We start from the raw sequence: 22,544 nt of genomic DNA on the forward strand, positions 1-22,544 counted from the left end.
CGGGTCTTCCTCGGCCGGTCCGCCCGCGTCGACGACGGCGCGGTCCGACTGGTCGCCGACGACCACGTCCTGGCCACCTACACCGCGATCCTGCAGCCGCGCGGGATCCTCGACCGCTCCGCGACCGTGCTCGGCCTCCGCGTCTTCGCGCTGGACCAGCCGGCCGCGTTCGACCGGGTGATCCCCATCCGCGCGCTCAACGACCGCCTGGCCCGCCTGCAGTGGGAACCGGGAGGAGCGGACGGCAAGCCCGTCGTCCTCCCCGACGGCGACGACGCGACGGCCGGCGCCTGGGCGGGCATCGCGCCTCCGCGCGGCGGCTGGGCCCGACGCGAGCCGGTGGACCCCGCCTTCCTCGAGAAGGTCGCCCGCGACGGGATCGACGAGATCGCGGCGGCCGTCGGCTCGGCGACCGGAGAGCAGATCGTCGGACGCGTGCGCTCCTCGGTCTGGGGCCGGCCCCTCGACGGTCTCGAGGACGTGCCCGCCGGAGCCGCCTTCGCCCTGTTCGCGCTCGGCTTCCTCGGAGCGGACGACCCGGTCGCCCTCCTCGAGAGCGGTCCGTGGCGCCGCCTCACCTCCCGGCGGGGACACGTCCTCGTCCGCACCCCCGCCTGACTACTCCTCGAAGGTGTTGACCATGGCGTGCGCGGCGCGCTCGAGGTAGTCCCAGAGCAGAGCGTCGTCCGCGGGCGCCAGCTCGAGTTCGTCGACGGCGACCCGCATGTGCTGCAGCCAGTGATCGCGGGCCGCGGGATTCACGCGGAACGGCTGGTGGCGCATCCTCAGTCGTGGGTGCCCGCGTTCCTGGCTGTAGGTGCCCGGGCCGCCCCAGTACTGCTCGAGGAAGCCCGTCAGCCGCTGGATCGCGCCCTCGAGGTCGTCCTCCGGGTACATCGGCCAGAGGACCTCGTCCTCGCGCACGCCCTCGTAGAAGCGCCGCACGAGCCGTTCGAACGTCGGACGACCGCCGATGTGCTCCCAGAAGCTCCGGAGCGGCGGGGTGCCGCCGATCTGCAGTCCGCTCACGAGCGCGGTCCTTCCGTCGGGGGAGTCGGATCGCCGTCGCGGGGACGGGAGCGGAGGGCCCGGGGGAGCCGCACGGGCTTCCCGTGCTCGGTGGTGACGGTCGGGGACGGCGTGGTGCGCGGCGGCTTCGCTCCTCCGACGCTGGTCGCCCCCTCGAAGCCGCTCAGCACGACCGCGTTGAGGGAGGGCAGCTTGACGTCGAGCGCATCGAGGGCCCGCTTCAGGCGCAGACGCAGCTCGCGGGCGACGTCGTCCTTCGCGGTCGTGCGCGTCTTGATCACCAGGCGCACGACGAGCGCGTCGTCGGCGATCGACTCCAGGCCCCACAGCTCGGGCTTGTCGATGATGCGGGCCCGCCAACGGCTGCTTCCGGCCAGCTCGGTCGCGGTGGCGAGGACGGTGCTCTGCACCTGCTCGAGGTCGGTCTCGTAGGGCACCGCGAGGTCGATGATGACCCGCGACCAGCCCTGCGACATGTTGCCGACCCGCGTGATCTCTCCGTTGCGGACGAACCACAGCGTGCCGTTGACGTCGCGGATCTGGGTGATGCGGACGCCGACCGCTTCGACGACCCCCGTCGCCTGCCCGGTGTCGACGACGTCGCCGACGCCCAGCTGGTCCTCCGCCACCATGAACAGGCCGTTCAGCACGTCCTTGACGATGTTCTGGGCGCCGAAACCGAGGCCGGCGCCGAGTGCCGCGGTCAGCAGGGCGAAGGAGCCGATCAAGGTGCTGTCGATCGTGTTGACGATCATCACGAGCGCGATGACCACGATCAGGATCGAGCTGATGTTGTTCAGGATCGACCCGAGGGTGCGGGTGCGCTGGACCACACGGACGGCGGCGAGCGGTGAGGCCGCGATCGACTGGGTGTCCTCGACGCGCTGGCGCCGCTTGACGCCCGAGACGATCTGGTCGACCACCCGGCCGACGACGAAGTGCGCGATGACCCGGGCGATCAGCGCGCCGAGCACGATCGCGAGGACCCAGACGCTCTTCCAGAACACCGGGGTGTCGAAGAACGAGATGGTGGCGGAGACGGGATTCGGGGTGGAGGTCTCGAAGAGCAGCATGACCCCTCCAGGCTACGGGACGCCTTCCTCCCCGTCCGGTGTGCGCGCACCGCTCCTGGGTGCCGCGCGGGGTGTATAGATTCGGGAGGAGGGCCGTGAGGCGGTCCGCCACCGAGGGAAGGACCTCCCGTTGCTGCACTCGACCCGGACGCCCGCCGACAAGCGCCGACTCTTCCGCGAACGCCTCGCCACGGGCGAGCTGCTGCAACTGCCGGGCGCGTTCACCCCGCTCTCGGCGCGGCTGATCGAGGCCAAGGGCTTCGACGGCGTGTACGTCTCGGGCGCCGTGCTCTCGGCCGAGCTGGGGCTGCCGGACATCGGTCTCACCACGCTCTCGGAGGTCGCGGGCCGCGGTCAGCAGATCGCGCGGATGACCGACCTGCCCGTCCTGGTCGACGCGGACACCGGCTTCGGCGAGCCCCTGAACGTCGCGCGCACCGTCCAGATGCTGGAGGACGCGGGAGTGGCGGGCCTGCACATCGAGGACCAGGTCAACCCGAAGCGGTGCGGCCACCTCGACGGCAAGGCCGTGGTCGACGAGAGCACCTCGGTGCGCCGCATCGCCGCGGCGGTCGATGCGCGCCGCGATCCGGACCTCCTCGTCATGGCGCGGACCGACATCCGGGCCCTCGAGGGTCTGCAGGCCGCGATCGACCGCGCGAAGCGCCTGGTGGACGCGGGGGCGGACGCGATCTTCCCCGAGGCGATGCGCGACCTGAGCGAGTTCGAGGCGGTGCGCGCCGCGGTCGACGTGCCCGTGCTCGCGAACATGACCGAGTTCGGCAAGAGCGAGCTCTTCACGACGCAGCAGCTGGCGGACGTCGGCGTGAACATCGTCATCTACCCCGTGTCGCTCCTCCGCGTCGCGATGGGCGCGGCGATGCGCGCGCTCGACGGCCTGAAGGCCGAGGGCTCGCTCCGCTCGGAGGTGCCGGGCATGCAGACCCGTGCCGAGCTCTACGAGCTGCTCGACTACGAGTCCTACGGCCGTTTCGACGAGGGCGTCTTCGACTTCAGCCTGGCCGACCACTACGGCGCCTGAGCGCCCGCACTCCCCGGTGCGGCGCCGCACCGGGTCCGTCTCGCGAAGGAGCGATGCATGAGCACGACGAGTCAGGACATCAGGAAGGGTCTCGCGGGGGTCGTCGTCGACACCACGTCGATCTCGAAGGTCGACCCGGAGTCGAACTCCCTGCTCTACCGCGGGTACCCGGTGCAGGAGCTCGCGGCGCAGTGCTCGTTCGAGGACGTGGCGTGGCTGCTCTGGCGCGGAGAGCTCCCGACGGCCGAGGAGGCGGCGGAGCTCTCCGGGATCGAGCGCGCCCACCGCGCTCTGGACCCCGCCGTGCGGGCCGTCATCGACCTCCTGCCGCTGACGGCGCATCCGATGGACGTCGTCCGGACCGCCGTCAGCGTCCTCGGCGCCCTCGACCCGGAGCCGGGAGCGGACGCGTCGGGAGAGGTGCTCGCGCGCTCGGTGCGACTCTGGGCCGCGCTGCCCGCGGTCGTCTCCTACGCGCAGCGGCGGCGGCGCGGCGAGGAGCCGATCGCGCCGCGGGACGACCTCGACTACCCAGAGAACTTCCTCTGGACGACCTTCGGCGAGGTGCCCGACGCCGTCGTCGTCGACGCCTTCCGCGTCTCGCTGATCCTGTACGCCGAGCACTCGTTCAACGCCTCGACCTTCACCGCGCGGGTCGTGACCTCCACGCTCTCCGACGTCTACTCGGCGGTGACCGCGGCGGTCGGCGCCCTCAAGGGGCCGCTGCACGGAGGCGCGAACGAGGCGGTCCTGCACGTCTTCGACGAGATCGGCCTCGGCCCCGACGCCCCCGAGCGCTCACGGGAGTGGCTCGCCGAGGCTCTGGCGGCCAAGCGCAAGATCATGGGCTTCGGTCACCGGGTCTACAAGTCGGGCGACTCGCGCGTGCCGACGATGGACGCGGCGATGCGCCGTCTGGCCGAGCACGCGGGCCGTCCGGACGTCGTGGAGCTGTCGGACGCTCTCGCCGAGGCGATGGCGGAGCGCACGGGGATCCTGCCGAACCTCGACTACCCCTCAGGGCCCGCCTACCGGCTGATGGGCTTCGACACCGAGGTCTTCACTCCGCTGTTCGTCGCGGCGCGGGTCGTGGGCTGGACGGCGCACGTGATCGAGCAGCGCTCCGCGAACGCGCTCATCCGGCCCCTGTCGCAGTACGACGGAGTCGCTCGCCGATCGGTGCCCCGGCCCTAGGCATGACGGAGGGGGCGCCGGATCACTCCGACGCCCCCTCCGAGGCCGATCAACGGGTCGATCAGCGCCCGTCGCGCTCCTGGGCGCGCAGGGCGCGCTCCACGCCCGCCAGGTTCTCGATGACGAGACGGCGCAGCGCCGGCACCTCGGGGTTCGCCTCGAGCCACTCGCGCGTCGCGGCGACGATCTCGGGCGACGGAGTGGCCGCCGGGTAGAAGCCGACGACGAGGTACTCGGCGATCTTGTAGCTCTTCGCCTCCCACAGCTCGCGCAGAGCGCCGAAGTACACCGGCACCATCGCGTCGAGCAGCTGCGGGTCGCTCGTGCGCTGGAAGCCCAGGCCGGTCGAGCGCACGATCGTGTTCGGCGCGGAGTCGTCGGCCGTGACCGACTCCCAGGCCGCGCGCTTCGCCTCGGCGGTCGGGATCGCGGCGCGGGCCTGCGCTGCGGACTGCTGCCCGGTGGCCGTGGTGTCGGCGGCGAGAGCGGAGTCGATCTCCTCCGCGCCGGCCCGGCCGCCCGCGACGAGCGCGATCAGCAGCTCCCAGGAGAGGTCGGTGTCGATCTCGAGGCCCTCGAGCGAGGTCGAGCCGCTGCGCAGCGCCTCGAGCGCGTCGAGGTGCTCGGGCGTCGACGCGACGGCCGCGAAGAACTTGACGAACTGGAACTGCGCGTCGCTGCCGGCCTCCGCCTCCTCGGCGAGGGTCCGGAGCCGGTCGCCGACCTGCGCGACGGTCTCGGAGCGGTGCTCCGGAGCGACGTACTGGGTCGCGGTGGTGACCAGCTGGCCCAGCACCGTGCGCAGCGTGGTCGACTCGGTCTCGGTGTCGATGTTGCCCAGCACGAGGCGGACGAAGTCGCGGGGAGCCGACTCGGCGTCCCGCGTCGCGTCCCAGGCCGAGCCCCAGACGAGTGAGCGCGCCAGAGGGCTCTCGATGCTCGCGAGGTGCTCGATCGCGACGGCGAGCGAGGCGTCGTCGAGCCGGATCTTGGCGTACGCCAGGTCGTCGTCGTTGAGCAGCACGAGGGCCGGGCGGGTGCGGCCGATCAGCTCGGGCACCTCCGTCCGCTCGCCGTCGACGTCGAGCTCGAGGCGGTCGATCCGCACGAGGCGGTCGCCCTCGAAGTCGTAGAGCCCGATCGCGAGGCGGTGCGGACGGATCGTCGGGTACTCCTCGACGGCGCTCTGCAGGATCGCGAAGGAGGCGATCGAGCCGGACTCGTCGACCGCGATCTCGGGACGCAGGGTGTTCACCCCGGCCGTCTCGAGCCACTGCGCGGACCACTCGGTCAGATCGCGGCCGCTCGTGGCCTCCAGCTCGACGAGCAGATCGCGCAGCTCGGTGTTCGAGAACGCGTGCTTCACGAAGTACTCGTGCACGCCCGCGAGGAACTCCTTCTCGCCGACCCAGGCCACCAGCTGCTTGAGCACCGAGGCGCCCTTGGCGTAGGTGATGCCGTCGAAGTTGACCTGGACGTCCTCGAGGTCGTTGATCGTCGCGACGATCGGGTGCGTCGAGGGCAGCTGGTCCTGGCGGTACGCCCAGCTCTTCTCCATCGCGGCGAAGGTCGTCCAGGCCTCGGTCCACTCGGTCGCCTCGGCCGTGGCCAGGGTGGACGCGTACTCGGCGAACGACTCGTTCAGCCAGAGGTCGTTCCACCACTTCATGGTCACCAGGTCGCCGAACCACATGTGCGCGAGCTCGTGCAGGATCGTGACGACCCGGCGCTCCCTGATCGCGTCGGTGACCTTCGAGCGGAACACGTAGGTCTCGGTGAAGGTGACCGCTCCCGCGTTCTCCATCGCGCCGGCGTTGAACTCGGGGACGAAGAGCTGGTCGTACTTGTCGAACGGGTACGGGACGCCGAACTTCTCCTCGTAGAACGCGAAGCCCTGCTTGGTCTTCTCGAAGACGTAGTCGGCGTCGAGGTGGGGAGCGAGCGAGGCCCGGGCGAAGACGCCCAGGGGCACGGTGCGGCCGTCGGAGGAGACGAGCGAGTCGCGCTCGACCACGTACGGTCCCGCGATGAGGGCCGTGATGTAGGAGGAGATGCGCGGCGTGGGCTCGAAGCTCCAGGTCGCGATGTCCTCGCCGACCGGCACCGGCTCCGGGGTCGGCTGGTTCGAGACGACCTGCCAGGCGGCGGGCGCGGTGACCGTGAAGCGGAACTCCGCCTTGAGGTCGGGCTGCTCGAACACCGCGAACACGCGGCGGGAGTCCGGGACCTCGAACTGCGAATAGAGGTAGACCTCGCCGTCGACGGGGTCGACGAAGCGGTGCAGGCCCTCGCCCGTGTTGGTGTACATCGCGTCGGCGACGACGGTGAGCTCGTTCTGCGCGGCGAGGGAGTCGAGGCGGATGCGCACGCCGTCGGCGACCTCGGCCGGGTCGAGCTCGACGCCGTTCAGCACGACCGAGTGGACGGTCCGCGTGATCGCGTCGAGGAAGGTCGACGCCCCCTCGACCGCGGTGAAGCGCACGGTCGTCGTGCTCAGGAACGTCTCCGCCCCCCGCGTGAGGTCGAGGCTGATGTCGTAGTCGATGACCTGGATCAGCGAGGCGCGCTCCTGCGCTTCGCTCCGGGTGAGGTTGTCTCCTGGCACGGGTGCTCCATCCGTTCGTCTCGGGCGCGGCCGCCGGGCGCCGGGGTGCGGGCGCCGACGATCAAGCCTAGGGCCGCGCCGCCGGGTCGCACCCGGGCGGCGCTCAGGCGCACCGAGGGTGCGGACGGCGGCGTAACGTGAGCGCATGACCTCCGTGGATTTCTGGTTCGACCCCTCCTGCCCCTGGGCCTGGATGACCTCCCGCTTCGTCGACGAGGTGACGCCCGACCGTGACCTCGACGTCACCTGGCGCATCATGAGCCTCGCCGTCCTCAACGAGGACAAGGACGTCGACGAGTCGTACCGCAGCTTCCTCCCGCGGGCGCTGCGCTACACGCGCCTCGTCGCGGCCGTCGGCGAGCGCGAGGGCCGCGAGAAGGTCAAGCCGCTCTACGACGCCCTCGGCACCCGGATCCACGTCGGCGGCCGCACGGACGTCGACGCGGTCATCGCCGAGTCGCTCGCCGAGATCGGAGTGCCGGCCGAGCTGGCCGCGTACGCCGACTCGGAGGAGTACGACGCTCCGATGCGCGCCTCGCACTTCGAGGGGATCGACCGCGTCGGCCAGGACGTCGGTACCCCCGTCATCGCCATCGGCGACGTCGCCTTCTTCGGCCCCGTCCTCTCGCCCACTCCGCGCGGCGAGCAGGCGCTGACCCTGTGGGACGGCATCGTCGCCGCCGCCTCGTACGACGGCTTCTTCGAGCTCAAGCGCTCGCGGACCCGCGACCCGCAGTTCGACTGAGGGCGGCCGCCCTCCCCGGGCGGTACTCTGACTCCCGGCCCGCTCCAGCGGGCATCGATTCGGCACTCTCAAAGGACGAGCGCGTGCGCATCCACATCGCAACGGACCACGCCGGGCTGGACTTCAGCCGGCACCTGATCGAGCACCTCGGTGCGGCGGGCCACGAGGTCGTCGACCACGGTCCGACCTCCTACGACCCGCTCGACGACTACCCGTCGTTCTGCATCAACGCGGCGGCCGCGGTCGTGCGCGACCAGGAGGCCGGCGTGCGGGCGCTCGGCGTCGTCTTCGGCGGCTCCGGCAACGGCGAGCAGATCGCGGCGAACAAGGTCGCGGGAGTCCGCGCCGCCCTGGTCTGGAACCTCAGCACCGCGGTCCTCGCCCGCCAGCACAACGACGCCAACGTGATCTCGATCGGCGCCCGCCAGCACACGGTCGACGAGGCGACGGGCTTCATCGACGCCTTCGTCGCCGAACCCTTCACCTTCGAGGAGCGGCACGTGCGCCGCATCGCGCAGCTCGCCGAGTACGAGGCCACCGGCGACATCGCCGGCCGCGCCGTCGATTCGACCGCGAAGAGCCGCTAGGTGCCGGAGGGGCACTCCGTCCACCGCATCGCGCTGCAGTTCGAGCGCGACGTGGTCGGGCACGCGGTGGCCGTCAGCAGTCCGCAGGGGCGGTTCACGGAGGGCGCCGCGGTGCTCGACGGGCGGACCGTGCTCGAGTCCACCGCGGTCGGCAAGCACCTGCTGCTGCGCTTCGAGGGTGAACTGTTCCTGCACGTGCACCTCGGCCTCTACGGGGCGTGGGACTTCCTCGGGCACGTCTCTCCGCTCTTCCCCGACGGGAAGGCGGGCAGCAGCATCGGCGCCCCGCGGCGGCGGCGCGCGGTCCGGCTCTCCGAGACCGAGCACGAGACCGACAGCGACCTCGACGAGTTCCCGCCTCTGCCGATCGGCGCCGTGCGCGTGCGCCTGCAGACGGAGGAGACGGTCGCCGACCTGCGCGGCCCGACCGCCTGCGAGGTGATGGACCCGTCGCAGGTCGAGGCCCTGCTGGCGCGGCTGGGCCCGGATCCGGCCGCCGACGACTCCGATGCCGCGCGCGACCGCTTCGTGACGCGGCTGCGCAAGACGGCCACCCCGGTCGGCCTGGTCCTGATGGACCAGTCGGTCGTCAGCGGCATCGGCAACATCTACCGCGCGGAGCTCCTCTACCGCGCGGCGCTGGACCCGCACACACCCGGCAAGCAGGTGCCGCTCGAGCTCGCGAACGAGCTGTGGGCCGACTGGGCGCTCCTGCTCGAGGACGGCATCCGCACCGGCATGATGATCACCCGGCGCGGGCTGACGGCGTCGGAGCGGTCGAAGGCCGTCCGCAGCCGCGCCGAGCGCAACTACGTCTACAAGCGCGAGGGCCTGCCCTGCCGCGTCTGCGGCACGAACGTCCTGCTCGAGGAGATCGGCGCGCGCAAGCTCTACTGGTGCCCGGTGTGCCAGTCGTGATCGAGGCCGGACGACGATGAGCGGGTCGCTGCTGCTGCGCGGCGCGAGGCTGCTGGGCCGCGATGCGCCGGTCGACGTGGTGCTGCGCGACGGAGTGGTCGACTCCGTCGGCGCCGCAGCCGGACCGGTCGACGACGTCCGCGACCTCGACGGCCGGTGGCTGCTCCCCGGCCTGTGGGACGAGCACGTGCACTTCTCGCAGTGGGCCATGACGGCTCCGCGCCTCGACGTCTCGACGGCCGTCTCGGCGGCCGAGGTCGTGGCGGCGGTCCGCGACCGGCTCGCCGTCTCGCCGGCGGGAGCGACGACCACGCTCGTCGGGTTCGGCTACCGCGACGGCCTGTGGCCCGAGCCGCCGACCACCGGTCAGCTCGACGCGGTCGCCCCCGAGCGGCCCGTGGTGCTCGTCGGCGGCGACCTGCACTCCGCCTGGCTCAACTCCGCAGCGCTCCGGCGCTACTCCGTGCCGTGGACGGACGATCTCCTGCGCGAGGACCCCTGCTTCGAGCTCGTCACGGCGCTCGGCGCGATGACCGACGACGAGCTCGACCTGCTCGTCGACACGGCGGCCCGGCAGGCGGCCGCGCGCGGGGTCGTCGGAGTCGTCGATCTCGAGATGCGCTGGAACGTCGGCGACTGGACGCGTCGTGTCACTCGCGGCACGCGCTCGCTCCGCGTCGACACCGGGGTGTACCGGGACGACCTGGACCGCGCGATCAGCGAGGGACTGCGCACCGGGGACGAGCTCGCCGGGGGAGAGGGCCTGCTCCGGATGGGGCCGCTCAAAGTGCTGATCGACGGCTCCCTCAACACCCGGACCGCGTTCTGCGAGCACCCCTACGAGGGCGCCGACGCCGGACACGGAGTCCTCACCGTCGATCCGGTGGAGCTCGACGAGCTGCTCGCCCGCGCGGCGGCGGCCGGGATCCGGTCGACCGTGCACGCCATCGGGGACGCGGCCGCCACGGTCGCGCTCGACGCCCTCGCTCGAGTGGGCGGCGGACGGATCGAGCACGCGCAGCTGCTCTCGGACGACGACATCCCGCGGTTCGCCCGCCTGGGAGTCGTGGCCGGCGTGCAGCCCGAGCACGCCCTCGACGACCGCGATGTCGCCGACCGCTACTGGGCGGGACGGACCGGCCGCGCCTTCGCGCTGCGCTCGCTGATCGACTCCGGAGCGACGGTCGTGCTGGGATCAGACGCTCCCGTCGCGCCGCTGGACCCGTGGGTCGCGATGGCGGCGGCCGTGGCCCGGGCGCGCCCCGGCGATCGGCCCTGGCACCCCGAGCAGCGCCTCCGCACGGAGGAGGCGATCATCGCCTCGACGAGATCGCGACGGCTCCGGCCGCAGGCGGGCGACCCCGCCGACCTCGTCGTCGTCGAGCGCGACCCGCTCACCGCCGCCCCGGAGCAGCTGCGCACCATGCCCGTGGCGATGACGCTGCTCGCGGGCCGGGCCACCCACGAGGTCTGACGCCCGACCCGGCCGGCCGTCGCAGACGGAAGGCCCGCCGGATCCGGGGATCGGGCGGGCCTTCCGAGTGCGCTGGAGAGCGGTGCTCAGCTCTCGCTGACGTGCGCGAAGAGGAACCAGCGGTCCTTCTCGAGGCCCCGGCCGATCTCGATGGCGACGTCCTGGCTGCTGGCGTCGATCTCGGCGAGCTCGGCGATCGCGGTGTTCACCGTGGCGATCGCGACGTCCATCTGGGTGATGATCTCGACGATGGCGTTCTCGGAGCGCTGGAACCCGGGGGTGAGGGGCTGGGTCCTCGTCGCCGAGGCGACGGTCTGGATGCGGGCGTCGACGGGGAGGCCGAGGGCGACGACCCGCTCGGCGGCGAGGTCGGCCCACTCGATCGAGTGGGCGACGATCGTGTCGAGGAGCTCGTGGACGCCGATGAAGTTGGCGCCGCGCACGTGCCAGTGCGCCTGCTTGCCGTTGACGGCCAGTGCGGTCATCTCGACGACGACGGGGCTGAGGAACTGAGCGACTCCGGATGCGACATCCGGGTTCGACGAGGTGAGCGACGTGACGGATGCAGTGGACATCGATCGGGTCCTTTCGAGAGGGGGTGACTGATCGTCAACTGTACGCCGCAGCCCCGTCGCCGCAAGGAAGCGGAGGCTCCGCTAAGCCGCGCTGAGGTGAGGCTCTCCTCCTGTGCGAGGATCCCCCGGAGGAGCGGAACGGGGGTCCGCCCCCGGGCGACGGCAGGGCCCCGCCGATACTCTCGAACCCGAGTCCCCTCCCACGGGGGACGCGGAGGGGGGGCCGTGATGAGCGCTGCGCCGTCACCGCTGGCCGAGGCGACCCGCGCCTACCTCCGCCTCTGGCGCGGGGTGCCGCGGGAGGCGCTCGCGCTGGTCGTCGCGGTGCCGTTCGCTGTTGTCGGAGCGACGACGGTCGGGCTCGCGCTCGTCGCGGCGCTCGGGCTCATCGGGGTGCTGATCGGGGTCGTCCTCGTCCCGGTCGCCCTGATCGTCGCGCGCTACTTCGCCCGCGGCACCCGGTGGCTCGACCTGCTCGCCGGTCGCCCCGACATCCCCGAGCCCCGGACGCGCCGGGCACCCGCCGGCGTGGCTCCGGCCACCTTCGCGCTCTACGGTCCCGTGATCGACGGCCACTACTGGCTGGCTCTGCTGCACACGCTGATCGTGGCTCCGCTGCTCTCGACGGTGCTCGGGGCCGTGCTGGTGCTGTGGATCTGGGCGGGAGCAGGCACCCTCGTCACCGCGCTCGACGGCACGTCGGGCGGCTCGGCGACGGCGGCCCGCTGGGTGGCGGACCGCGCGAGCTCGCTCCTCGGAGTCCCCGAGCCACCCGAGATCCTCGTCGTCCTGGCCGCGGTCGCCGTCGTGGTGCTGTTCGTCTCGACCCTGCCGTTCGCGACGCGCGGGCTCACCCTCGCCCGCTACCTCGTCGACAGGCTGCTGCTGGGCCCGTGGAGCTCGGAGGCGCTGCAGCGCGAGGTCGAGGAGCTGAGCGCGTCGCGCGGAGCGGCCGTCGCCGCCGAGGACCGCGAGTTGCGCCGGCTGGAGCGGGACATCCACGACGGACCCCAGCAGCGGCTCCTCCGGGTGCAGATGGACCTCGCGTCGGCGGAGCGCCGTGTCGGCGCGGATCCGGAGGGAGCGACGGCGCTGATCGCGCAGGCCCGCGAGCACGTCGGCGCGGCGCTGGACGAGCTGCGCGCCCTGTCGCGCGGCGTCGCCCCGCCGATCCTGCAGGACCGCGGGTTCGAGGCGGCCGTGCACTCGATCGCCGCGCTCAGCCCCGTTCCGGTGGACGTGGTCGTCGATCACCCGATCCGGGGAGTGCCGCCGGAGGTCGAGCGGAGCGTCTACTTCGTCGTGGCGGAGCTGCTCGCGAACGCATCGAAGCACGCGAGGGCCCGGCGCATCCGGGTCCACCTCGACGTGCGCGATCCGGGCGCGTCCGGGGAGAGCTGGCTCGACGTCTGGGTGATCGACGACGGAGTCGGAGGGGCGGCCTCGGTCTCCGGCCACGGACTCGAGGGGATCGAGGGGCGGCTCCGCGGTCTGCGCGGCGTCTTCCGCCTGGACTCGCCCGCGGGAGGACCGACGACCGTCGGCGTCCACGTGCCGTTCCGGCCGCTGGTCGCCGATGCGTCCGCTCTAGGCTGACCGAGTGAGCTCCGCACCTGTGATCCGCGTCGCCCTCGCCGAGGACTCGGTACTCCTGCGCGAGGGTCTCGTCCGGCTGTTCGAGGACGCGGGATTCGCCGTGGCCGGGGCGTTCGGCGATGCCGAGGGACTCGTCGCCCTCCTCGAGCGCGAGCCCGCGGCGGTCGATGTCGCCGTGCTCGACGTCCGCATGCCGCCGACCTTCCGGGACGAGGGGGTGCGTGCGGCCCTCCGGATCCGCGCCGCGCACCCGTCCGTCGCGGTCCTCCTGCTGAGCCAGTACGTCGAGGTGACCTACGCGCACGAGCTGCTCGGCTCCGGCGAGGGCGGGATGGGCTACCTCCTGAAGGACCGGGTCGCCTCCGTCGACGAGCTGCGTGACGCCGTCGAGAGGGTCGCCGCCGGAGGGACCGTGCTCGACCCGCAAGTCGTGGCGTCGCTCCTGCAGCGCCAGCGCGACCCGCTCGCGTCGCTGACCCCGCGGGAGCGGGAGGTGCTCGAGGCGATGGCGCAGGGGCGCACGAACGCGGGCATCGCGGCGTCGCTCTTCATCGGGGTCGGCGCGGTCGAGAAGAACGTGACCGCGATCTTCCAGAAGCTCGGTCTCGAGGACTCGGGGTCGGACCACCGGCGCGTCCTCGCCGTGCTCGCCTGGCTGCGCTCGGCCCGCTGAGGTCCCGCTCGCCGGGCGACGGTGCGAGGATGCGGGACGAGCATCCGAAGCGACGAGGGGAAGACGACGATGTCGAACGATCAGCAGGGGCCGCGCCTCCTCGGGCTCGGCGACGGGCGATCGCCCCGCCTCGCCGTCACCGCCTGGGCGGCGCCCGGCGCCGTCCTCGTCGGTGATGTCGCCGTGGAGGAGCACGCGAGCGTCTGGTACGGGGCGGTGCTGCGGAGCGAGAGCGCGTCGATCCGACTCGGCGAGGGCAGCAACCTGCAGGACGGCGTGATCGTGCACGTCGACGCCGGGTTCGCTGCGACGATCGGCGCCGGGGTCTCGGTGGGGCACAACGCCGTGCTGCACGGCTGCACGCTCGAGGACGACGTGCTGGTCGGGATGAACGCGACAGTGCTGAACGGGGCCGTCATCGGGACCGGCTCCCTCGTGGCGGCGGGTGCCGTGGTGCTGGAGGGCACCGTCGTCCCGCCCGGGTCGCTCGTGGCCGGAGTGCCGGCGAAGGTGCGTCGCGAGCTCACGGAGGAGGAGCGCGCCGGGATCCGCAGGAACGCGGAGTCGTACCGGGCGCTGGCCGAGCTGCACCGGGGAGCATCGGACGCGACGGCCTGAGGCGGCCGACACGGTCGGAAGACCAGGCCGTCCAGAAGTACAGGCCGGTCAGAAGAGGAGAAGGAGAGGGGCTGACGAGAATCGAACTCGCATCATCTGTTTGGAAGACAGAGGCTTTACCACTAAGCTACAGCCCCGGATCCGCGGCACGAGGCTGCGGAACGGGTGCGCGCCCGTCTCTCGATCGGGCACCATGACACTGTAGTACATCCCGCGGCCGAGGCGGACACGTCCTCGCAGCACTGCTCGCGGCGCGCGGTCGGAACCCCGTTCCTGCCGGGCGAGTCGCGGTGGAGTACACTTGCGAAGGCCATTTCGGCGTGTCGCGAGAGCGGACGTGCGGAGAGGGCTCGACGAGAGTCTCACAGCACGGTGCCCCGGCCCGCGCATCCGGGGCGTAGCTCAGCTTGGCTAGAGCGCCCGCTTTGGGAGCGGGAGGTCGCAGGTTCGAATCCTGTCGCCCCGACCACGATTCTCATCGTGACGACCTCGACCCGTGACGACCGTTTGCACGGCGCCGACACCAACCAGCACAGGAGATCCCCTCACGTGAAGACCACGGTAGAAAAGCTGAGCCCGACCCGCGTCAAGCTCGCGATTTCGGTCACCCCCGACGAGCTCGGCCCCAGCATCACGCACGCGTACGGCCACATCGCCGAGCAGATCAACGTCCCCGGCTTCCGCAAGGGCAAGGTCCCGCCCGCGATCGTCGACCAGCGCGTCGGCAAGGCGGCCGTGCTCGAGCACGCCGTCAACGAGGGCCTCGACGGCTTCTACCGCGAGGCCGTGCGCGAGTCCGAAGTGCGCCCCCTGGGTCGCCCGCAGGCCGACATCGTCGCCTGGCCGAGCGACAAGGACTTCACCGGCGACCTCGAGCTCGCGATCGAGGTCGACGTCCGTCCCGAGGTCGACGTGCCCGACTACGAGGGCATCGAGCTCACGGTCGACGCGGCCGAGGTCACCGACGCCGACGTCGACGCCGAGCTCGACCGCCTGCGCAGCCGCTTCGGCACGCTCGTGACGGTCGACCGTCCCGCCAAGACGGGCGACTTCGCCCAGATCGACCTGATCGCGACCATCGACGGCGTCGAGGTCGACACCGCCAACGCGATCTCCTACGAGCTCGGCTCGGGCGAGCTGATCGAGGGCATCGACGAGGCGCTCGACTCCCTCACCGCCGGTGAGAGCACCACCTTCACCGCCCCGCTGCTCGGAGGCGACCACGCCGGCGAGCAGGCCGAGATCGCCGTCACCCTGACCGCCGTCAAGGAGCGCGAGCTCCCCGACGCCGACGACGACTTCGCGCAGATCGCCAGCGAGTTCGACACGATCGCCGAGCTCCGCGAGTCGCTCAAGGAGCAGGCCGCTCAGCAGAAGACCTTCGGCCAGGGCGGCCAGGCGCGCGAGAAGCTCGTCGACGCCCTCCTCGCCCTCGTCGAGGTGCCGGTCCCCGCGTCGCTCGTCGAGGACGAGGTGCACCGCCACCTCGAGGGCGAGAACCGCCTCGAGGACGACGAGCACCGCGCCGAGGTCACCGAGGCGAGCGAGAAGACCTTCAAGACCCAGATCCTCCTCGACCACGTCGTCGAGCAGGAGAAGGTCCAGGTCAGCCAGGACGAGCTCACGCAGTACCTGATCCAGGGCGCTGCGCAGTACGGCATGGAGCCGAACGAGTTCATCAAGATCCTGTCCGAGAACAACCAGATCGGCCAGATGGTCGGCGAGGTCGCCCGCAACAAGGCGCTCGCGATCGTCCTCGGGAAGGCGAAGGTCGTCGACACCGACGGCAAGGCCGTCGACCTGACCGCCTTCACCGCCGTTCCCGGCGAGGACGACGACTCCGCGACCGACGAGACCGCTCCCGCGGTCGAGGACGGCGCCGCGGAGACCCCGGTCGAGGCGCCCGCGGAGGCCGAGACGACCGAGGCCCCGGCCGAGGCCGCAGCGGAGGAGCCCGCCCCGGCTCCGAAGAAGAAGCGCGCCCCCGCCAAGAAGAAGGTCGCCGCTCCCGCCGAGGAGACCCCGGCCGCCGAGTAGCACTCGCGCAGACGACCAGGAGCCGCCCCCGATCCGTCGGGGGCGGCTCCTGTCGTTCCGGCGGAGGCGCGCCGCCCGGTCCGCCCCCGGCGAACACCGGCCGCTCCCGCTCCGCCCCGGGCGAACACGGCCGGATCGGCGGGGGAGCGTCCGATAGATTCGCCTCCGAAGCGACAACTGAAACGGAGCAATACATGGCCGACATGGTTATGCCCAACAGTGTTTTCGACCGCCTGCTCAAGGACCGGATCATCTGGCTCGGTTCCGAGGTGCGCGACGAGAACGCGAACGAGATCGCCGCGAAGCTCCTCCTCCTCGCGGCCGAGGACGCAGAGAAGGACATCTTCCTGTACATCAACTCGCCCGGTGGCTCCATCACGGCCGGCATGGCGATCTACGACACGATGCAGTTCGTGCCGAACGACATCGTGACCGTGGGCATCGGGATGGCGGCCTCGATGGGCCAGCTCCTCCTCACCGCCGGCACGCAGGGCAAGCGGTACATCACGCCGAACGCCCGCGTCCTGCTGCACCAGCCGCACGGCGGGTTCGGCGGCACCGCGTCCGACATCCAGACCCAGGCGCAGCTCATCCTCGACATGAAGAAGCGCCTCGCCGAGATCACCGCGAAGGCGACCGGCAAGACCGTCGAGCAGGTCAACGAGGACGGCGACCGCGACCGCTGGTTCAGCGCCGAGGAGGCCCTGGCCTACGGATTCGTCGACCACATCCGCTCCTCCGCGACCGACGTCGCCGGCGGCGGCGGAACCGCCACCGAGTGAGCCTTCCAGACGCGCCGAGAGATCAGGAACAGACAATGAACGCACCCACCTTCGGCGGAACGGCCTTCGGCTCCGGAGCCGCGCCGTCCTCGCGCTACATCCTCCCCACCTTCGAGGAGCGCACGGCCTACGGCTACAAGCGCCAGGACCCCTACGCCAAGCTCTTCGAGGACCGCATCATCTTCCTCGGCGTGCAGGTCGACGACGCCTCGGCGGACGACATCATGGCCCAGCTCCTCGTGCTCGAGAGCCAGGACCCCGACCGCGACATCGTCATGTACATCAACTCGCCCGGTGGCTCCTTCACCGCGATGACGGCGATCTACGACACGATGCAGTACATCCGCCCGCACATCCAGACGGTCGTCCTCGGTCAGGCCGCCTCGGCCGCCGCCGTGCTGACCGCCGCGGGCACGCCGGGCAAGCGCCTCGCGCTCCCCAACGCGCGCATCCTCATCCACCAGCCCGCCGTCCAGCAGGGTGGTGGCCAGGCCTCGGACATCGAGATCCAGGCGGCCGAGATCATGCGCATGCGCGAGTGGCTCGAGGAGACGCTGTCGAAGCACTCCAACCGCTCGATCGAGCAGGTCAAGAAGGACATCGACCGCGACAAGATCCTCGGTGCGGACGACGCGCTCGAGTACGGGCTGATCGACCAGATCCTGACCAGCCGCAAGAGCCTCCCGGCTCTCACGGCCTGATCGACCTCGGAGGGGCCGGCGCGGAGCGATCCGCGACCGGCCCTTCCGCGCATCCGGGATCTCGACGGCACCCGAGCCCGTAGCGAACCGTCACGACGGGCGCAACGGCCGCGAATCCCGGCCCGCCTGCCGAGCCCTCGCGGTGCAGAGGCTAGGCTCGGAACCAGTTCCTCGGTCCCCGCACGACCGATGCACGACACGACCGACGCACGACAAGGAAGTGGGGCATCCCCATGGCACGTATTGGCGAAAGCGCCGACCTGCTGAAGTGCTCGTTCTGCGGCAAGAGCCAGAAGCAGGTCCAGCAGCTCATCGCCGGTCCCGGCGTCTACATCTGCGACGAGTGCGTCGAGCTGTGCAACGAGATCATCGAGGAGCGGCTCTCGGAGTCGAGCGAGGAGACGAGCCACGAGTTCGACCTCCCGAAGCCGAAGGAGATCTTCGGCTTCCTCGAGGAGTACGTGATCGGCCAGGAGCAGGCCAAGCGCGCCCTCGCCGTCGCGGTCTACAACCACTACAAGCGGGTGCGCGTGCGCAACACGATCACCGCGGCGGATGCGATCCACGACGAGATCGAGATCGCCAAGAGCAACATCCTGCTGATCGGCCCGACCGGCTGCGGCAAGACCTACCTCGCTCAGACGCTCGCGAAGCGGCTCAACGTGCCGTTCGCGGTCGCCGACGCCACCGCCCTCACCGAGGCGGGCTACGTCGGCGAGGACGTCGAGAACATCCTGCTGAAGCTCATCCAGGCCGCCGACTACGACGTCAAGCGCGCCGAGACCGGCATCATCTACATCGACGAGGTCGACAAGATCGCGCGGAAGGCCGAGAACCCCTCGATCACGAGGGACGTCTCGGGCGAGGGCGTGCAGCAGGCCCTGCTGAAGATCCTCGAGGGCACGGTCGCCTCCGTGCCGCCGCAGGGCGGTCGCAAGCACCCGCATCAGGAGTTCATCCAGATCGACACGACGAACGTGCTGTTCATCGTGGCGGGAGCGTTCGCCGGTCTCGAGGACATCATCTCGTCGCGCGCCGGCAAGCGCGGCATCGGCTTCGGCGCCCCGCTGCACAGCAAGGGCGACGAGATCAACATCTTCAGCGAGGTCCTCCCCGAGGATCTGCACAAGTTCGGGCTCATCCCCGAGTTCATCGGCCGTCTCCCGGTCGTCACCACGGTGACGCAGCTGGACCAGGACGCGCTGATGCAGATCCTCACCGAGCCGCGCAACGCGCTCGTCAAGCAGTACCAGCGCATGTTCGAGCTCGACGGCGTCGAGCTGGAGTTCGACCGCGGCGCTCTCGAGGCGATCGCCGACCTCGCCGTGCTGCGGCAGACGGGCGCCCGCGGGCTCCGCGCGATCCTCGAGGAGGTGCTCGGGCCGATCATGTTCGAGGTGCCGTCGTCCGACGAGGTGGCCCGGGTCGTCGTCACCCGCGCCGCCGTCCTCGACAACGCCGCGCCGACGATCGTGCCGCACGCGCCGCGCCGCCAGGAGAAGAGCGCCTGACACCCTCCGCCCCCGTCGCGCCAGTTCACCAGGATTGGCCCGGCGGGGGCGTCGTCGTGCCCGCTCCGGTTCCCTAGCCTGGCGGAGCGGGTCGTGGACGCGCCGCCCGACCTGACCGGGCGTCCGCGAACGGAGGAGCCGTCATCGTCCAGCCCCTGCTCGCCGGGATCGTCGCCGCCCTCACCGGCTTCTCGAGCTCCTTCGCGATCGTCCTCGCCGGCGTCGTCGCCGTCGGCGCGACCGACCGCCAGGCCGCGTCCGGACTCCTGGCCGTCTGCGTGCTGCAGGGTCTGCTGTGCATCCTGCTGAGCATCCGCTACCGCGTGCCGATGACCTTCGCGTGGAGCACGCCGGGAGCCGCACTGCTCGCGGCCACGGCGGCGCTCCCCGGCGGCTTCGACCGCGCGGTCGGCGCGTTCCTGGTGGCGTCGCTCCTCCTCGTGATCACGGGGCTCTGGCCGGCGCTGGGGCGGCTGGTGTCGCGCATCCCGCGACCGCTCGCCAACGGGATGCTCGCGGGGATCCTGTTCCCGCTCGTGCTCGCGCCCGTCCGGGCGGCGGTCGAGATCCCGGCGCTGGCTCTGCCGGTGATCCTGGTCTGGCTTGTGCTCGTGCGGCTGCTCCCGCGCTGGGCGGTGCCGGCCGCGATCGGCCTGGCGATCGTGCTGCTGCTGGTCACCGACGGCGCGGTCCTCGCCGGCGCACCGCTGCTGCCGGCGCCCGAGTTCGTCGCTCCGGTCTTCGAGATCGGCGCGATCGTCGGCATCGGCCTCCCGCTCTACGTGGTGACGATGGCGGGGCAGAACATCCCGGGCATCGCCGTGCTGTCGAGCTTCGGCTTCGCGCCGCACTCCCGGCCGGCGATCGTCTCCTCCGGAGCGCTCTCGGGCGTCGCCGCCGTCTTCGGCGGGGTGCCCATCAACCTCGCGGCGCTGAGCGCGGCGCTGACCGCGGGGCCGGAGGCGTCCCCCCTGCCGGAGCGCCGGTGGATCGCGTCGGTCTCGGCGGGTGCGTCCTACCTCGTCCTCGGCCTCGTGGCCGGTGCCGCGACGGCGCTGGTCTCCTCCGCGAGCCCGCTGCTCATCGAGGCCGTCGCCGGGCTGGCGCTGCTCGGAGTGTTCGTCGCGGCGGTGCAGGCGGCCGTCGACGAGCCGCGGCTGCGTCTGCCCGCCGCGGCGACCCTCCTCGTCACCGCGTCCGGCACCACCGTCGCCGGGATCGGATCCGCCTTCTGGGGGCTGGTGGTCGGGCTCGTCGTGCTGGCGTGGCTCGTGCCGCGCCGGTCCGCCTGAGGCCTCAGCCGCGGGGGAGCAGTCCGCGACGTCGCAGCAGCGGCTCGGTGCGGGCGTCGCGACCGCGGAACCCGCGGTACGCGTCGAGCGGATCGCGCGAGCCGCCGATCCCGAGGATCATCCGGCGGAAGCGCTCGCCCGCCCCGCGATCCAGACCGCCGTTCTCCTCGAACCACTCGACGGTGTCGGCGTCGAGGATCTCGCTCCAGATGTAGGAGTAGTAGCCCGCGGAGTAGCCGCCCGAGAAGACGTGCGCGAAGTAGGTGCTGCCGTACCGCGGCGGGATCGCGTCGAGCAGCAGGCCGGCGCGGCGCAGCGCGTCGTCCTCGAAGGCGCGCACATCGACGCGCTCGACGGGATGGGCGCGCTCGTGCCAGGCGAGGTCCAGGAGCGCCGAGGCGAGGTACTCCGCCGTAGCGAACCCCTCGCCCCAGAGGGCGGACTCCTCGAGCCGCTGCACCAGCTCGGTGCTCAGCGGCTCACCCGTCCCGACGTGCCGCGCGTAGGACGACAGGAGCTCCGGCCGGCGCACCCACATCTCGTTCACCTGGCTCGGGAACTCGACGAAGTCGCGGTAGACGCTCGTGCCGCCGAACCGCGGGTACCGCACCGAGGCGAGGAGGCCGTGGAGGGCGTGCCCGAACTCGTGGAAGAGCGTGTCGACCTCGTCCAGGGCGAGGAGCGCCGGCTCGCCCTCGCCGGGCGCCGAGATGTTCAGGGTGTTGACGACGACGGCGGAGTCGCCGAGGAGGCTCGTGCGCGTCGACAGCGAGTTCATCCAGGCGCCGCCCCGCTTCGAGTCGCGGGTGAAGGGGTCGAAGAGGAAGAGCCCCAGAGCGGAGCCGTCCTCCTCGTGCACCTCGAAGACGCGGACGTGTGCGCTGTGGCCGACGAGGTCCGTCCGCTCCTCGAATCGCAGACCGTAGAGTCCCGTCGCCGCCGCGAAGACGCCCTCGTGCAGCACCCGCTCCAGCTCGAAGTAGGGCCGCAGCGCGCTCGAGTCGACGTCGTAGGACGCGGAGCGCACCCGCTCCTCGTAGTAGGCGCGATCCCAGGCCTCCAGGGCGAAGCGGGGCGCACCGGCGGCGTCCTGCTCCGCGTCGGCGAACGTCTGCATCCGGGCGAGCTCCTCGGACGCGTTCCGAGCGGCGGGCTCGGCGAGCTCCTCCAGCAGAGCCCGCACCCGCTCCGGGGAGCCGGCCGTCTGACCCGAGATCACGAACTCGGCGTGCGAGCTCGCCCCGAGCAGAGCGGCGCGCTCGGCCCTCAGGGCGACGATGTCCTGCAGCACCTCGCGGTTGTCGTGCTCGCCACCCTCGCTCGCCCTGCCGACGGAGACTCGCAGGATGCGCTCGCGCACCGAGCGATCGCGCAGGCGGGCGAGCCACGGGTGGCCGGAGAAGAGCGGCAGGGTGACGAGGACGCCCTCGAGACCGCGTTCCCCGGCGGCCCGCTGAGCAGCGGACACCTCGGAGTCGTCGAGCCCGTCGAGCGCCGAGACGTCGTCGAACGCGACGGCGCGCGCGTTCGTCTCGGCGAGCAGGTTCTTCTGGAAGAGCGTGGTGAGGGTCGAGAGCCGCTCGTTCAGCTCGCCGAGACGGGCCTTCCCCGCGTCGTCGAGGAGCGCTCCGGCGCGGGCGAACCGCGTCAGCACCCGCTCGAGCAGGTAGGCCGTCTCGTCGTCGAGGTCGAGTCGATCCCTCTGCTCGTCGAGGACGCGGAGCCGCTCGTAGAGGCGCGGGTCGAGCGTGATCGCGTCGTCGTGCGCCGAGAGCAGCGGAGCGAGCTCCTGCTCCAGCGCATCGGTCTGCGCCGTGCGGTCGGACGCGCAGACGGTGAAGAAGACCGCGCTCACCCGGCGCAGGGCGCGACCCGAGCGCTCGAGTGCCACGAGCGTGTTCTCGATGCTCGGCGCCTCGTCCGTGGAGACGATGGCATCGATCTCGGCGCGGTGCCGGCGCAGCGCCTCCTCGAAGGCGGGCCGGTAGGCGTCCGGGTCGACCGCCGCGAAGTCGGGCAGATCGTGGGGGAGGGAGCTGGGCTGGAGGAGGACGGCGACGGAGTCGGTCATCCTGCGAGCCTAGGCCGCGCC

General features: G+C 71.7%; 20 protein-coding genes and 2 tRNA genes. 16 read left to right on the forward strand and 6 right to left on the reverse strand.

Annotated features, from left to right (window positions below):
* Positions 1-618 (forward strand): hypothetical protein (locus ASF46_RS08000; RefSeq protein WP_235576885.1); only part of this gene is annotated, 618 nt, incomplete at its 5' end.
* Here the strand turns inward: ASF46_RS08000 and ASF46_RS08005 are convergent.
* Together ASF46_RS08005 and ASF46_RS08010 are read right to left on the reverse strand one after the other, a co-directional pair.
* Positions 619-1,029, reverse strand: a complete 411-nt coding sequence (locus tag ASF46_RS08005) for a globin (protein ID WP_327205460.1) — start codon at positions 1,027-1,029, stop codon at positions 619-621. It abuts the gene before it with no gap.
* Positions 1,026-2,102, reverse strand: coding sequence for a mechanosensitive ion channel family protein (locus ASF46_RS08010; RefSeq protein WP_082481459.1), 1,077 nt, complete (start codon positions 2,100-2,102; stop codon positions 1,026-1,028). The genes ASF46_RS08005 and ASF46_RS08010 overlap by 4 nt, the downstream gene beginning before the upstream one ends.
* 130 nt (positions 2,103-2,232) lie before the next feature.
* Here ASF46_RS08010 and prpB point away from each other — a divergent pair, with 130 nt between their 5' ends.
* Both prpB and ASF46_RS08020 read left to right on the forward strand, forming a co-directional pair.
* Positions 2,233-3,144: a methylisocitrate lyase gene (gene prpB, locus ASF46_RS08015; RefSeq protein ID WP_056867046.1), complete on the forward strand. Its 912-nt coding sequence runs from the start codon at positions 2,233-2,235 to the stop codon at positions 3,142-3,144.
* Positions 3,145-3,201: 57 nt separating this feature from the next.
* The gene (locus tag ASF46_RS08020) at positions 3,202-4,338 is read left to right on the forward strand and encodes a bifunctional 2-methylcitrate synthase/citrate synthase (protein ID WP_056867047.1); all 1,137 of its coding nucleotides are present in this window, start codon (positions 3,202-3,204) and stop codon (positions 4,336-4,338) included.
* Positions 4,339-4,399: 61 nt separating this feature from the next.
* Here ASF46_RS08020 and pepN read toward each other — a convergent pair whose 3' ends face one another.
* Entirely contained in the window at positions 4,400-6,943 is a 2,544-nt protein-coding gene (gene pepN / locus ASF46_RS08025; RefSeq protein ID WP_056867048.1) for an aminopeptidase N, read from the reverse strand.
* A 145-nt stretch (positions 6,944-7,088) separates the two neighbouring features.
* Here pepN and ASF46_RS08030 point away from each other — a divergent pair, with 145 nt between their 5' ends.
* From ASF46_RS08030 to ASF46_RS08045, 4 genes are all read left to right on the forward strand, one after another.
* The gene (locus ASF46_RS08030; RefSeq protein WP_056867049.1) at positions 7,089-7,688 is read left to right on the forward strand and encodes a DsbA family protein; all 600 of its coding nucleotides are present in this window, start codon (positions 7,089-7,091) and stop codon (positions 7,686-7,688) included.
* An 83-nt stretch (positions 7,689-7,771) separates the two neighbouring features.
* Entirely contained in the window at positions 7,772-8,275 is a 504-nt protein-coding gene (locus ASF46_RS08035) for a ribose-5-phosphate isomerase (protein ID WP_056867050.1), read from the forward strand.
* A complete protein-coding gene (locus ASF46_RS08040; protein WP_056867051.1) occupies positions 8,276-9,193 on the forward strand; it encodes an Fpg/Nei family DNA glycosylase in 918 nt (305 codons plus the stop codon). It abuts the gene before it with no gap.
* 16 nt (positions 9,194-9,209) lie between these two features.
* Entirely contained in the window at positions 9,210-10,667 is a 1,458-nt protein-coding gene (locus ASF46_RS08045) for an amidohydrolase (protein WP_056867052.1), read from the forward strand.
* Between the two features lie 86 nt (positions 10,668-10,753).
* Here the strand turns inward: ASF46_RS08045 and ASF46_RS08050 are convergent, their stop codons facing one another.
* Positions 10,754-11,242 carry a Dps family protein gene (locus ASF46_RS08050; protein ID WP_055792411.1) on the reverse strand — a complete coding sequence of 163 codons (489 nt, stop codon included), beginning with the start codon at positions 11,240-11,242 and terminating at the stop codon, positions 10,754-10,756.
* A gap of 228 nt (positions 11,243-11,470) precedes the next feature.
* On the opposite strand from ASF46_RS08050, the gene ASF46_RS08055 reads away from it, so the two are divergent.
* The 3 genes from ASF46_RS08055 (at position 11,471) to ASF46_RS08065 (ending at position 14,129) form a co-directional block, all read left to right on the forward strand.
* The gene (locus ASF46_RS08055) at positions 11,471-12,838 is read left to right on the forward strand and encodes a sensor histidine kinase (protein ID WP_056867053.1); all 1,368 of its coding nucleotides are present in this window, start codon (positions 11,471-11,473) and stop codon (positions 12,836-12,838) included.
* Between the two features lie 4 nt (positions 12,839-12,842).
* A complete protein-coding gene (locus ASF46_RS08060) occupies positions 12,843-13,511 on the forward strand; it encodes a response regulator transcription factor (RefSeq protein WP_056867054.1) in 669 nt (222 codons plus the stop codon).
* Between the two features lie 69 nt (positions 13,512-13,580).
* Positions 13,581-14,129, forward strand: a complete 549-nt coding sequence (locus tag ASF46_RS08065; RefSeq protein ID WP_056867055.1) for a gamma carbonic anhydrase family protein — start codon at positions 13,581-13,583, stop codon at positions 14,127-14,129.
* A gap of 66 nt (positions 14,130-14,195) precedes the next feature.
* On the opposite strand, the gene ASF46_RS08070 is transcribed toward ASF46_RS08065, so the two are convergent.
* Positions 14,196-14,266 (reverse strand) — tRNA-Gly (locus tag ASF46_RS08070).
* Between the two features lie 254 nt (positions 14,267-14,520).
* Here ASF46_RS08070 and ASF46_RS08075 point away from each other — a divergent pair.
* The 6 genes from ASF46_RS08075 (at position 14,521) to ASF46_RS08100 (ending at position 20,452) form a co-directional block, all read left to right on the forward strand.
* Positions 14,521-14,598 (forward strand) — tRNA-Pro (locus ASF46_RS08075).
* An 80-nt stretch (positions 14,599-14,678) separates the two neighbouring features.
* Positions 14,679-16,166: a trigger factor gene (gene tig / locus ASF46_RS08080; protein WP_056867056.1), complete on the forward strand. Its 1,488-nt coding sequence runs from the start codon at positions 14,679-14,681 to the stop codon at positions 16,164-16,166.
* Between the two features lie 194 nt (positions 16,167-16,360).
* On the forward strand, positions 16,361-16,948 hold the full coding sequence (locus ASF46_RS08085) for an ATP-dependent Clp protease proteolytic subunit (protein WP_055792396.1): 588 nt from the start codon (positions 16,361-16,363) through the stop codon (positions 16,946-16,948).
* Positions 16,949-16,983: 35 nt separating this feature from the next.
* Positions 16,984-17,649, forward strand: a complete 666-nt coding sequence (locus tag ASF46_RS08090) for an ATP-dependent Clp protease proteolytic subunit (protein WP_055792392.1) — start codon at positions 16,984-16,986, stop codon at positions 17,647-17,649.
* Between the two features lie 233 nt (positions 17,650-17,882).
* The gene (clpX, locus tag ASF46_RS08095) at positions 17,883-19,160 is read left to right on the forward strand and encodes an ATP-dependent Clp protease ATP-binding subunit ClpX (protein ID WP_055792389.1); all 1,278 of its coding nucleotides are present in this window, start codon (positions 17,883-17,885) and stop codon (positions 19,158-19,160) included.
* A 206-nt stretch (positions 19,161-19,366) separates the two neighbouring features.
* A complete protein-coding gene (locus tag ASF46_RS08100) occupies positions 19,367-20,452 on the forward strand; it encodes a benzoate/H(+) symporter BenE family transporter (protein ID WP_416351487.1) in 1,086 nt (361 codons plus the stop codon).
* Between the two features lie 4 nt (positions 20,453-20,456).
* On the opposite strand, the gene ASF46_RS08105 is transcribed toward ASF46_RS08100, so the two are convergent.
* Positions 20,457-22,523 carry a M3 family metallopeptidase gene (locus ASF46_RS08105; RefSeq protein ID WP_056867058.1) on the reverse strand — a complete coding sequence of 689 codons (2,067 nt, stop codon included), beginning with the start codon at positions 22,521-22,523 and terminating at the stop codon, positions 20,457-20,459.
* Positions 22,524-22,544: the final 21 nt, after the last annotated feature.

It is taken from the genome of Rathayibacter sp. Leaf296 (assembly GCF_001423045.1).
In the GTDB taxonomy this organism is placed as follows: Bacteria; Actinomycetota; Actinomycetes; order Actinomycetales; family Microbacteriaceae; genus Rathayibacter; species Rathayibacter caricis.

Coding starts and splice junctions, on each gene's coding strand:
- ASF46_RS08010 (WP_082481459.1), bottom strand. CDS start 2,102: ATGCTGCTCTTCGAGACCTCCACCCCGAATCCCGTCTCCGCCACCATC.
- ASF46_RS08020 (WP_056867047.1), top strand. CDS start 3,202: ATGAGCACGACGAGTCAGGACATCAGGAAGGGTCTCGCGGGGGTCGTC.
- ASF46_RS08030 (WP_056867049.1), top strand. CDS start 7,089: ATGACCTCCGTGGATTTCTGGTTCGACCCCTCCTGCCCCTGGGCCTGG.
- ASF46_RS08045 (WP_056867052.1), top strand. CDS start 9,210: ATGAGCGGGTCGCTGCTGCTGCGCGGCGCGAGGCTGCTGGGCCGCGAT.
- ASF46_RS08050 (WP_055792411.1), bottom strand. CDS start 11,242: ATGTCCACTGCATCCGTCACGTCGCTCACCTCGTCGAACCCGGATGTC.
- ASF46_RS08055 (WP_056867053.1), top strand. CDS start 11,471: ATGAGCGCTGCGCCGTCACCGCTGGCCGAGGCGACCCGCGCCTACCTC.
- ASF46_RS08065 (WP_056867055.1), top strand. CDS start 13,581: ATGTCGAACGATCAGCAGGGGCCGCGCCTCCTCGGGCTCGGCGACGGG.
- ASF46_RS08085 (WP_055792396.1), top strand. CDS start 16,361: ATGGCCGACATGGTTATGCCCAACAGTGTTTTCGACCGCCTGCTCAAG.
- ASF46_RS08090 (WP_055792392.1), top strand. CDS start 16,984: ATGAACGCACCCACCTTCGGCGGAACGGCCTTCGGCTCCGGAGCCGCG.
- clpX (WP_055792389.1), top strand. CDS start 17,883: ATGGCACGTATTGGCGAAAGCGCCGACCTGCTGAAGTGCTCGTTCTGC.
- ASF46_RS08105 (WP_056867058.1), bottom strand. CDS start 22,523: ATGACCGACTCCGTCGCCGTCCTCCTCCAGCCCAGCTCCCTCCCCCAC.